The following is an 11,967-nucleotide window of genomic DNA, read 5'->3' as shown; positions in this document are numbered from 1 at the left end:
TATGAAGCAATTATTTGACGATGTATCTTTTAAGTGTAGCAAGCTAGTTACTACAAGTTACAGTACTTCTTTCTCAATGGCAGTATATATGCTTTCGCCAAGTATTAGAGATGCAATTTATAGCATTTACGGATTTGTTCGCTTTGCGGATGAAATCGTAGATAGTTTTCACGGTTTCGATAAAGAAGATCTGATCACTGAGTTTGAAGAGGAATATTACAAAGCCTATAACAGAGGAATAAGTTTAAACCCGATCTTAAATTCTTTTCAGCAAACTGTAAAATCGTACAATATCACTGATGATTTAATACAGGCTTTTTTGCGTAGCATGAAATTAGATTTGACAAAATCAGATTATCACAGTAAAGAAGAGTATGATGCCTACATTTATGGCTCTGCCGATGTTGTGGGGTTAATGTGTCTCAAAGTTTTTGTAGCGGGTGATAGTGAGCGTTACAATCAGTTGAAAGATGAAGCAATGCGTTTAGGTTCAGCGTTTCAAAAGGTAAATTTCCTTCGTGATTTAAAGGATGATAATTTGGTTTTAAACAGGAACTATTTCCCAGGAGTTGATTTGAATTCTTTTGATGAAAATGCAAAGACAAGTATTATCAACGAGATAGAAGAGGATTTTAGAATTGCTTTCCAAGGGATTGTAAAACTGCCTATTGAAGCTAAATTTGGTGTCTATACCGCTTTTGTTTATTACAAAAAGTTACTCAAAAAGTTAGAAAACACGCCTTGTCACGAAATAGGAAGTGCAAGAATACGAGTTTCGAACTACACTAAAGCTGGATTATTAGCTAAGTCATTTGTATCTTATAAATTGAAGTTAGTATAAATAGTAGCGTTTTTTTAAACAGTTATTAAATTTAAAATTAGAATGATATTTTTTTTGGTTTTCCTTAGTACTTTCCTGATTATGGAATGTGTGACATGGGTAACTCACAAATATGTAATGCACGGTTCAATGTGGTATTTTCATGCAGATCATCACCAACCTAAATACGCTAACATTTTTGAACGAAATGACGTTTTCTTTATAATTTTTGCCGCTCCAAGTATTGCACTTTTTTACTTTGGAGTAGAAGATACATTTAATTATAAATTCTTTATCGGTTTAGGAATTATGTTTTATGGATTATGCTATTTTTTGATTCACGATGTATTAATACACCAACGTTTTAAATGGTTTAAACATACTAACAACAAGTATTTGATAGGTTTAAGAAAAGCACATAAAGCGCATCATAAACATTTAGGTAAGGAATATGGAGAGTGTTTTGGTATGCTTTTCGTTCCTTTCAAATATTATTATATATAGATATTTAATCGAGAATGCTACATTTTTCGATTATTACAACGAGGTTAAAATAACTGGTTTCGTTTTTTTTATTTAGCCTTAAAAGAACATTTTTTAAAACTGATAAATTTGATAGCTAATTGAAATATCAAAGCGCTCAAATTTATGATTAGGAAAAATTATAAATTTCAATACTGTAATGTTTGTTTTTTTGTCAGGTTGAGCGCAGTCGAAACCCTTTAATTAATATTTCATTACCTCGACTGCGCTCGATTGGACAAAAAAATAAATAGGAGCAGCTTATCCTTAAAACACAAACATGAAAATATACAAACAAGAAACGGTTCAACATGTGAATGCAACCGTTCAAGAATGCTGGGCTTTCTTTTCTAATCCAAGAAACCTGCAAAAAATTACGCCAGAAGGAATGGGTTTTCAAATCACTGATTTTGATCAAAAATCAATGTACCCTGGACAAATTATTCAGTATAAAGTAACCCCACTTTTTGGAATTACATTATCATGGATGACATTAATTACCTGCGTAAAAGAAAATAGTTATTTTATAGATGAACAGCGGTATGGTCCTTACAGCTTTTGGCACCACAAACATTTTTTCGAAGCTACAGCAACTGGAACAAAAATGACTGATGTAGTTCACTACGGATTACCACTTGGTTTTATTGGACGTATCATGAATACTTTAGTCGTGAAAAATAAATTAAAATCCATCTTTGCTTATCGAGTAACTAAAGTGGATGAAATGTTTAATGGGAAATAATGAGCAAGCAAGCGGTTTCTTTTTTCTGGTTTAGACGAGATTTGCGTCTGGATGACAATGTAGGATTATTTCATGCTTTACAATCACAATATCCTGTAATTCCATTGTTTATTTTTGATGATGAAATTTTAGATAAATTACCAAATGATGATGCTCGGGTAAGTTTCATTTACGAGAATATCTCGAAGATCAACTTAGAATTACTTGATTTGCATAGTTCAATTTTAGTAAGAAAAGGAAAAACGTTAGAAGTGTGGGAATCACTTTTACAAGAATTTGATATTAAAAAAGTCTTTTTTAATAAAGATTATGAACCGTACGCTACTGCAAGAGACAATGCTTTATCTAAATTGTTAGAGTCAAATAGTATCGGTTTATATACTTTCAAAGATCAAGTAATTTTTGAAGAAAAAGAAGTTACCAAGGCCGATGGATTGCCATACACCGTTTATACTCCTTTTAAAAATAAATGGTTAGAGAAGTATAAATCCATAGCTCCAGTTCAAGAGTATGATTTAACTGAGCTCTTTGTTAATTTTCATAAAAATAGTTTTGATTTCCCCACTTTAGAACAAATAGGATTTAAAGAGAGTAGTATTAAAGTCAAAGCTCACAACCTTAAATTTATTGCTAATTATCAGGACACGAGAGATTTTCCTGCAATGGATAAAACTTCTTATCTATCGCCGCACTTGCGTTTTGGGACCGTTAGTGTTCGTAAATTAGTTAATTGGGCTTTTCATAAAAATGAAGTTTTTTTAAGTGAGTTAATTTGGAGAGAATTTTTTAAGCAAATTTTATATAGTTTTCCTAAAGTAAAAGACCACAATTTCAAGGCTGCCTATGATGGAATCCAATGGCGTAATAACGAAGATGATTTTAAGCGCTGGTGTGCAGGAAAAACTGGTTATCCCATGGTTGATGCAGGAATGCGCCAACTTAATGAAACGGGTTATATGCACAATAGAGTTCGGATGGTAACTGCTAGCTTTCTGTGTAAACATTTAATGATCGAATGGCAGTGGGGCGAGGCCTATTTTGCTGAGAAGTTACTGGATTATGACATGTCCTCAAACGTAGGAAACTGGCAATGGGCAGCTGGAACCGGTTGCGATGCAGCTCCGTATTTTAGAGTATTTAATCCGGAAATTCAGCAAAAGAAATTTGATGAAAAAGGAATTTACATTAGGAAATGGATAAAAGAATTTGATTTAGGATATGGAAAACCAATGGTCGAGCACGCTATGGCGAGGGATAGAGCAATTGCAACTTACAAAGCGGGGATTATCAAGTAGAAAATATTGTAACATAGATTGAACAGATTACCGAAGATTTTTTTGTGTTCGATTTGAGAGATTCAATATGATTTTATAAAAAAAAACTATTTTTTGCAATGAGGTATTAAAGGTTATAGCTAGTCTTTCAAGTTAACAGCTTTTGCATAATAAAAGACAAATTAATTTAATTCCCGATAAATTATCAGTGTAACTTCTGTTTTTTCTTCAAATTTATAATTATCAACTGTTCAATGTCTGTGAAAATTTGTAAAATTTGTGTTGGTTTTGCTTGGCATAATTATCTAAAAATAGTGTCATTTGGTCTTTGCGCCAAAACAATAATAAATAAAATGACTTATTAATTAAGAGAATTATTTTATTAATTTCTCTAACATTCCTTGGAAAATAAATCCGTGAAACGGAAGTACAGAATACCAGTATAGTTTTCCCCAAATTCCTTTTGGTCTAAACGTTGCCGATTGATATAATGTATCATTTATTATTTTAAATTCTAACCAAGCTTCACCAGGTAATTTCATTTCTGCAAACAAGATTAGTTTTCCTTCCACTTTATTAGCATATAAAACACGCCAAAAATCTAAAGCGTCACCTGAGTGTATATCATGTCTATTAGTTCTTCCTCTTCGTGAACCCACACCGCCATATAATTTGTCAATAAATCCTCTTAAATTCCAAAGCCAGTCTCCGTAATACCAACCAGTTTCACCACCTATAGACCATATTCTGTTAATTGTAAAATCGCGGTCAATAATTTCCATTTTACGACGATCGATGAAACAATCTTTTTTAGGAACTTTGAGGTATTCTGATAAATTGCTGCTAAATCTACCGCTTACTAAAGAATCTTTCCAGCTTGAGGCAACTTTATCTTCGTCAACTTTGATGAGGGCTCGCGACAGTCCTTGTTTGTATGTCATAGGAGTAACATCTAGCAATTCATTAATTCTTGTATCGCTGCAAACCACTTCTACTTTCATACTGCTGACTAAAGCTGATGCAAGTCTATAGGAGGTTGAGGTGACAAAATACAACCAATACGATGATAATTTTGGCGTCATGACAGGAACTGTAAAAATCCATCTTTTCAGGTTTTTCGCCTCAGCAAATCCTAAAAGCATTTCCTTATAAGTTAAAATATCTGGTCCGCCTATATCAAAACTTTGATTGTAAGTAGCGGGATTTAATAAAGATTTAGATAAAAAATCAAGAACATCAGGAATTGCTATTGGCTGACATTTAGTATTCAACCATTTTGGAGTAATCATCACCGGTAATTTATTTACTAAATCTCTAATAATGTCAAATGATGCACTTCCAGACCCAACAATTATTCCTGCTCGCAAAGTTGTTGACGCAAAAGCACCCGTGTTTAAAATTTCCTCTACTTTTTTTCGAGATGATAAATGTTTGGATAACGATTTGTCATTGACAATTCCACTTAAGTAAATAACTTGTTGCGCAGCAGTTTCGTTTATTCTTGTGACAAAATTTTCAGCGGATAAACTCTCCAACTTGCTAAAATTAGTAGCAGAACCCGACATTGAATGAATTAAATAATAAACGGCATCAATATCAACTGGGATTGAACTAAGTGTTTCTTTTTTTAAAAAGTCAACTTCAATCACAGTAACGTGATCTTGTAATTCATCAGGGCAGTAAAACCTATTTTTATCTCTTACACAGCACACTACAGTATGACCTTCTCCAACCAAGTAAGGTAAAAGTCGCTTCCCGATGTAACCTGTTGCGCCAGTTAAGAGAATTTTCATTTTTTATATTTATAACAAAAAGGCGCAAAATCATAAAATTTTATGCCGGAATAAATGACATTGTTCTTTTAATATTTGCGCCTTCAAGTTTTTTTTTAATTCGCTATCCTATTTTTATAAAAATAAAGTTAACTCAATTTATTCGAAACAAGGCTAATAAACTCTTTTCTCGTTTTGTCTTTTTCAAAAGCCCCTGTAAATGAAGAGGTTGTCGTAACCGAATTTTGTTTCTGAATACCACGCATTTGCATGCACATGTGTTGCGCTTCAATAATAACAGCCACTCCAAGCGGATTTAATGCTTCTTGAATGCAATTTTTAATTTGATCCGTTAAACGCTCTTGCACCTGCATTCTTCTTGCAAACGCATCAACAACTCTAGGAATTTTGCTCAATCCTACAATTTTACCATTTGGAATGTAAGCCACATGTGCTTTTCCAAAAAAAGGTAGCATGTGGTGCTCACACATAGAATAAACTTCAATGTCTTTTACTACAATCATTTGTTGGTGATCTTCAGTAAACATTGCTGATTTTAATATTTCTAAAGGATCTAAGCCGTAACCATGGGTTAAATATTGCATTGCTTTAGCTACGCGTTCTGGAGTTTTTTCTAAGCCTTCGCGTGTCACATCCTCTCCCAAATTTTCAATTATAATTCTATAACTATCAGCTAATACTTCAGTTATTTCAGTATCGTATTGATCGATCTTTTCGTAGCTCTTTATTTCTTTTATCATTATTCTATTTTCAATTATTATATACAATTATTATTATTATTATTATTATTATTATTAAATTTTAAAGGTGACAATACCGTAATCCATTTCAAAGACTTGTCCCGAAATTGATTTGGCATTTTCAGAAATTAAAAAATTAGCCATTGCCGCAACTTCTTCAGGTTTTAAATATCCTTTCATCGGATGACGTTCCACCATATTTTCTTTCATTCGATCGTTTCTCAATATTCCGGCTGCAAGTGTTGTTTCGGTAATAGTAGGAGCGATCGCATTTATACGAATAACCGAAGCCAGTTCAGCACCCAGTGATTTTACTAAACCTTCAACTCCAGCTTTTGCAGTAGCAATACTTGCGTGAAACGGCATTCCTAATTTAGCTGCAACGGTGCTAAAAAGAACAATCGAAGGATCGGTTCCTTTTCTTAAAACAGGTAAATATTTTTGAATAGCTCTTACTGCACCAATTACATTAATCTCAAAATCGTTTTTGAAGTCATCAATACTTAAACTGCTTATCGGTTTCAAATTGATAGATCCTGGACAATATATTAGAGTGTCAACATTTTCTATTTCTGGCAATGCCTCTTCTAAAACGTTTATAGAAAAATGCGTTAAATTTGGATGTGTGATTTCTGGTGCGTTTCTGCTGATGTTGTAAACCAAGTTAGTTTCTAATTGTTGTAACAAAATAGCGTTACCAATTCCTTTACTACCTCCAATGATTACTATGTTTTTCATATTTATTGATTCAATCGATTGTTAAAATATTCTTTTTATTTTTCTAAAAACTACCTTTTAGAAATTTTATTATTATTTATTTGTCTTTGCATTGTGCATTTAAAGCGTCCTTCTCTAAAGTCTCTTAGTTTTTCATGTTTGGTTTTACGGCCTTGAACTCGTTGTCGCCACATTCTAAAACTTGAAGGTTTCATTTCGTTGCGCATTAAGTCAATAACTTCTTGCTCTTTTAAGCCAAATTGAAGTAAAATTGCATCAAATGTTGTTCTGTCTTCCCAAGCCATTTCAATGATCCGGTCTTTGTCTAAATCTGTGAGTTCTTTTTTGTCAGTCACAATTGTAAAATTTTAATTAACTAGTATCTTTATTTTTAAAAAATTTATTCGCTGTCACCAATGTCAGCCATCGTATGCAATTTTAATATTCGCAACGCTTCTTCCTTTACCATCGGATCTTTTTTCATTTTCCATAGAAAATCACTCGCAAATTTTCTTGTTCTTTCCATGTTGACTATTGGTTTGGGATAGTTTATTCCTATTTCAAAATCATTAAATTTTTGATCTAGATAGGTCATTTTAAACGGTTCATGAATAAAAACTCTTGGTAAATTCTCTAATTCAGGAACCCATTTTTTTATAAATTCTCCTTCAGGATCGTGTTCATAACTATTTTTAATAGGATTATAAATTCGTAACATATTAATTCCAGTCTCGCCAGCTTGCATTTGCAACTGCGGAAAATGAATCCCGGGTTCAAAATCAAGGAATTTTTGTGATAAATGTTGTGTTGCTTCTTGCCAAGGTTGCCATAGATTGTGAGTAAAAAAAGAAACAAGCATGGCTCGCATTCTAAAATTCAAATAGCCTGTTTCGTTCAAACAGCGCATCGAAGCATCTACTAGTGGAAATCCAGTCATTCCTTTTTTCCAAGCTTCAATGTGATTTTCATTTGGTTTCTTTTTTATTGAGTGAAAGCCCTTATTGACACTTTCAAATTCCATGATTTCCTCCATTTCAAACTTTTGAATGAAATGTGCTTGCCACGTCAATCTAGAAACGAAAGAATCGATTTGTTTTTTGTCTTTGCAGGTCAGTCTGAAAGTCGCTGTTTTTTGCAAAACTTGACGCGTAGATAAATTACCCCATGCAATATATGGTGAAAGGCGACTACAACTTTTTCTAGATAATAATGGTTTAGAAATGTTGTAACTGTAAAAATGATAACGTTCGTCAAGGAAAGTTTTTAAATATTTCCCTGCCATTGTAGAGCCTCCTTTTTGAAAAATGGCATCTTGAGTGGTCTCTAAATTAGTTTTTTCTAAGACGTTTTCCAATTCGGTAATTGCGTCCGCAGTTAAAAATTGACCTTCTTTTGGATTAAAATCCAAAAGGGGCTCGTTCATGTAATTTTCCCAACCAGAAACCCATCTAGTTCTATCTTTTAAACCTCTAAAAATTCCGTTATTTATATTTTGAATCCAATTGATTTGATTGTTTTTGCAAAATCTCTTAAATGTTTTGTCTCTCTCGTAGGTAATTTTTAAACCTGTTTCTTGATGTGAAAATACAGTATCAATTTTATAAGTTTCCTCAAGAATATTAAAAACCTGAAGCACTTCTGATGAAACTGCTAAAACACGCGTATTGCATTGCTCCAATTGTTTGTTAACATCAACTAGCGATTGTTTGATAAAATTCCAATGTCTTGCGCTGTAATGTGAATCTTGTTCTAAAGATTTTTCAAATACAAAAAGCAATAAAGTAGGTGTATTTGTTTTTATTGCATTAAAGATCGCTTCGTTATCTTGTAAACGAAGGTCTCTTTTGAACCAAACTACATTAATTGTTTTCTTGTTAGTATTCATTTTCTTAAAATAATTTTTGTTGCAACCACAATTTTTGAAATTTCGATTGTCCATCGTAATTTTCAGCTTGTAACTTTATGTTGAATTTACGATCTCTTGGATCATTGCCAACGCCGGAAACGTACATCCAATTGCCATAATTACTATGAACATCATAATCAATTAGCATCGATTCAAAGTATGCTGCTCCTATGCGCCAATCTAAAATCAGATTCTTGGCAAAATAAGAACCTACATTTTGTCGTCCTCTATTGCTCATCCAACCCGTTTGCTGCAATTCAATCATATTTGCATTAACAAAAGGTTCAGCCGTCGTTCCGTTTATCCAACTATCTATTGCTGATTTATTGGATTTCCAATCGTAATTTTTGTCTAATATGCCACCAATTTTGAAAATTGAATTTCCATTTTTCAATGAAACATATTTAAAATAATCTCTCCATATCAATTCAAATATTAACCAATAAGTGGAATCATTTTTTTCGACTTGCTCTTCATATTTTTTAATTTCCCAATATATTGTCTTTGCCGAAATACTTCCATTGGCTAACCACGGTGAAAATTTGGAACTGAAATCAGCGCCAATTAAGCCATTGCGAGTCACTTTGTAAAAACTTAGTTTTTCGGTTTCCCAAAAATAACTTTCTAATCTTTTTAATGCTTCATTTTCTCCACCTTTAAAAGGGAATGCTGTTCGAGAATCTATTTCAAAATCTTCAAAACTTAAAATTTTCATTGTAGGTATATCAGTAAGATTTTCTCGCAAATTTTCTATTGGCATCGGTTTCACAGCAAATTCTGTTCTCACCTTGCTATATTTTTCACATTTGTTTCTAAACTGCGTGAACACGTTTGGAATTGTCTTCAATTCAAACGGGATATCCGTAGGGTGAAACAAAAACTGATTATAAGTTGCTTTAAATATTGTAGATTCAGGAATACTTTTTTTAACGTTAGTTAAAACTTCCATCTCTTCGCTGGTCCATTCTTCTTGAGTATAAATAGTTTGAATATCAAACTCCTTACATATTTTAACAATAGAATCTTCAGGTTTTTGGTTGTAAATCAAAAGTGAGATGTTCAGTTTTGAGAGATTTTGTTTTAATTCTGTAACAGTTTCAATTAAAAATTTAGCTCTAAACTTCTCCGTTTTTTTAAATCCAAATTTTGTTTCTTCAAAATGCCTTGGATCAAAATAATAAACAGCCAAGACTGTTTCATTTTCAGCCATTGCCTTTGTTAAAGATTCATTATCATTAACTCTTAAGTCATTTCTAAACCAAACTAATCCTTTTTGTTTCTTCTGCATTTTTCACTACAATATTTTACCTCATCCCAAACTTTTTCCCATTTTTTCCGCCAAGTAAACGGTCGGTTGCAAACCAGACACAATTTAGAAGGCAGATTTTGCTTTTTCACTACTTATATTTTTCAAATTCATTAACTGTTACTTTTGCTTTCAAATCAAACATCAAGTTGTATAATCCAAAGAAAGTTCGATTCATATAGATAAAATGTTTGGAACCTCTATTTCCATTCATTTTTTTCAAGTTCGTATCTTTTGAAAATCGCTCTCCGAGAAGTGCGATACTTTCGAAAAAACTTTGGTCCGAGAAATCAAATGTTTTCGCCTGAAAAGGCATTGTAAACAAAGACAATAAATCATGAAACATATCAGTGAAATACGTTATTTCTTCTTTGGAATCATCTGTTCTTAAAATCTCAAGTTCAAACAATTTCGCGTTAAAAATTGCTGCGTTATTGATGACGTTTTTATCTATCAGTTCAAAATAAGGTGTATAAAATTCCAAAGGAATTTTTTTCATGCAGCCAAAATCAAGTGCAACAAGTTGATTCTTATCATTTACTAAAAAATTTCCAGGATGTGGATCAGCGTGTACTTTTTTCAAAATATGAATTTGGTACATGTAAAAATCCCATAAAGCTTGACCCACTTTATCTGCAACAGTTTGATCTGTATTAATTTTAGTGAATTCTGAAAGGTGTTTTCCCGTCATCCAGTCCATCGTAATAATTTTTTCTGACGAAAACTCCGAATAGTAATTTGGAAAAACTAGATTATCAATTTTTTTGCATGCGTCAACAACCTCTTGACTTTGTTTTAGTTCCAATGAATAATTGGTTTCTTCAATAAGTTTATCTTCAACCTCCTTGAAATACTTATCGGAATCTTTACCTTGAAGATTAAACATTCTAATCGCAATTGGCTTAACCATTGATAAATCTGACGAAATACTATTTGCGACTCCTGGATATTGAATTTTTACCGCTAGTTTTTTACCATCTTTCATTGCAACGTGTACTTGACCAATACTTGCTGCATTTACCGATGTTGCATTAAATTCATCAAAAATTTCAAATGGTGTTTTGCCAAAATTTGTTTTAAACGTTTTCAATACTAGGGGAGCAGAAAGTGGAGGAACTGAAAATTGAGACAGTGAAAATTTCTCTACGTACGCTTGTGGCAAAAAACTCTTGTCCATACTCAACATTTGAGCTACTTTCAGCGCGCTTCCTTTTAAGCTTTTTAAACCGTCATAAATATCTTCGGCATTATCTTCATTCAATTTATCGCGAGTTAAATCAGAATTTACGATTTTCTCACCATAATATTTTAAGTAATTTACTCCCACTTTTGCACCAGTTTGAACAAGCTTTGTCGCTCTTTCAATTTTTGAAGTTGGGATATAGTCTATGGTTTTCATTATTTATTATATATTTTTTCTTTGAAAATGAATTTTCCAAAGTCGATTAAGCTATCTATTGGGGCAATATTCATCAATTCAAAATTTGCTTTTACTGATTTTTCAATATAAATGTCTGTTTTTTCAAAAGACGGTGAAGAATCATCAAGCCAAAATTTCATTGTTAAAAGCAATTGAAACCACGAGGACTCTTGAAATGCTTTTTCCTGAAAATTCTGTAAGCTTTCTTGTTGTGTTCTAAAGTCGTCAGTAATAATTTCTGCTAAATAACTTTTGAAGCTTTTTCTGAGTCCCGCAAGAAGATTCAATTTTTTAAGATCATTATTATGCTCCTTTAGCACCATAACAACATAACTTCTATTAGCAGTAAGAATTTCAAAAAATGTAAAGTAAAAACTGAGCATTTTACTTTTCATATCATAAGTTTCATACTCCTGATTTAGGCTAAGTAATTCGACTGTTTTTTCAACAAACATTTTAAATATTTCTTTTTCAATACTTTCAATAGTACCAAAAAAGGCATAGAATTCTGTTTCTGAAAAATCGTTCATTTTTGTAAAAATATAAACTGATTTTGGTTTTTCGCTATTCTCTAATACATAGTCCATGTACAAAGAAACTATTCTATCTTTCGTTATTTTTGTTTTTTTTGTAGCCATTTTTGCTATATTTATATTTAGGGTATAAAGGTAATAAATGTTTAACGATATATTAATAAAGTTAAACAAAATTTATTATAATTTTATAC

Annotated in this window: 13 protein-coding genes; 4 read left to right on the top strand and 9 right to left on the bottom strand. The window is 32.1% G+C overall.

The features are described 5' to 3' along the window. Window position 1: 1 nt before the first annotated feature. The 4 genes from BUB42_RS02645 (at window position 2) to BUB42_RS02630 (ending at window position 3,379) form a co-directional block, all read left to right on the top strand. Window positions 2–841 (top strand): phytoene/squalene synthase family protein, encoded by an 840-nt coding sequence (locus BUB42_RS02645; RefSeq protein ID WP_073016924.1) that lies wholly within the window; start codon window positions 2–4, stop codon window positions 839–841. A 42-nt stretch (window positions 842–883) separates the two neighbouring features. Next, window positions 884–1,324, top strand: coding sequence for a sterol desaturase family protein (locus BUB42_RS02640; protein ID WP_073016914.1), 441 nt, complete (start codon window positions 884–886; stop codon window positions 1,322–1,324). Between the two features lie 298 nt (window positions 1,325–1,622). After that, on the top strand, window positions 1,623–2,084 hold the full coding sequence (locus BUB42_RS02635) for an SRPBCC family protein (protein WP_073016912.1): 462 nt from the start codon (window positions 1,623–1,625) through the stop codon (window positions 2,082–2,084). Continuing rightward, window positions 2,084–3,379, top strand: coding sequence for a cryptochrome/photolyase family protein (locus tag BUB42_RS02630; RefSeq protein ID WP_073016910.1), 1,296 nt, complete (start codon window positions 2,084–2,086; stop codon window positions 3,377–3,379). Before BUB42_RS02635 ends, BUB42_RS02630 begins: the two co-directional genes overlap by 1 nt. A gap of 353 nt (window positions 3,380–3,732) precedes the next feature. On the opposite strand, the gene BUB42_RS02625 is transcribed toward BUB42_RS02630, so the two are convergent. The 9 genes from BUB42_RS02625 to BUB42_RS02585 form a co-directional block, all read right to left on the bottom strand. Continuing rightward, window positions 3,733–5,151, bottom strand: coding sequence for an SDR family oxidoreductase (locus BUB42_RS02625; protein WP_073016908.1), 1,419 nt, complete (start codon window positions 5,149–5,151; stop codon window positions 3,733–3,735). Window positions 5,152–5,279: 128 nt separating this feature from the next. Next, a complete protein-coding gene (gene folE / locus BUB42_RS02620) occupies window positions 5,280–5,891 on the bottom strand; it encodes a GTP cyclohydrolase I FolE (protein ID WP_073016906.1) in 612 nt (203 codons plus the stop codon). A gap of 54 nt (window positions 5,892–5,945) precedes the next feature. Next, window positions 5,946–6,629 (bottom strand): SDR family NAD(P)-dependent oxidoreductase, encoded by a 684-nt coding sequence (locus BUB42_RS02615; protein ID WP_073016905.1) that lies wholly within the window; start codon window positions 6,627–6,629, stop codon window positions 5,946–5,948. A 50-nt stretch (window positions 6,630–6,679) separates the two neighbouring features. Next, entirely contained in the window at window positions 6,680–6,964 is a 285-nt protein-coding gene (locus BUB42_RS02610) for a TIGR03643 family protein (RefSeq protein ID WP_262987396.1), read from the bottom strand. A gap of 44 nt (window positions 6,965–7,008) precedes the next feature. After that, complete coding sequence (locus tag BUB42_RS02605) at window positions 7,009–8,493, bottom strand: cryptochrome/deoxyribodipyrimidine photo-lyase family protein (protein WP_073017348.1); 1,485 nt, start codon at window positions 8,491–8,493, stop codon at window positions 7,009–7,011. Window positions 8,494–8,497: 4 nt separating this feature from the next. Next, window positions 8,498–9,802 carry a DASH family cryptochrome gene (locus BUB42_RS02600; RefSeq protein ID WP_073016903.1) on the bottom strand — a complete coding sequence of 435 codons (1,305 nt, stop codon included), beginning with the start codon at window positions 9,800–9,802 and terminating at the stop codon, window positions 8,498–8,500. Continuing rightward, the gene (locus tag BUB42_RS02595) at window positions 9,778–9,912 is read right to left on the bottom strand and encodes a DUF2256 domain-containing protein (RefSeq protein ID WP_073016901.1); all 135 of its coding nucleotides are present in this window, start codon (window positions 9,910–9,912) and stop codon (window positions 9,778–9,780) included. Before BUB42_RS02595 ends, BUB42_RS02600 begins: the two co-directional genes overlap by 25 nt. Further along, the gene (locus BUB42_RS02590; RefSeq protein WP_073016900.1) at window positions 9,912–11,219 is read right to left on the bottom strand and encodes an ABC1 kinase family protein; all 1,308 of its coding nucleotides are present in this window, start codon (window positions 11,217–11,219) and stop codon (window positions 9,912–9,914) included. Before BUB42_RS02590 ends, BUB42_RS02595 begins: the two co-directional genes overlap by 1 nt. Then, entirely contained in the window at window positions 11,219–11,878 is a 660-nt protein-coding gene (locus BUB42_RS02585) for a TetR family transcriptional regulator C-terminal domain-containing protein (RefSeq protein WP_073016898.1), read from the bottom strand. Before BUB42_RS02585 ends, BUB42_RS02590 begins: the two co-directional genes overlap by 1 nt. Window positions 11,879–11,967 lie beyond the last annotated feature (89 nt).

This window comes from Flavobacterium micromati, assembly GCF_900129585.1.
GTDB lineage: Bacteria > Bacteroidota > Bacteroidia > Flavobacteriales > Flavobacteriaceae > Flavobacterium > Flavobacterium micromati.
This window is presented reverse-complemented; position numbering and strand designations above follow the sequence as displayed.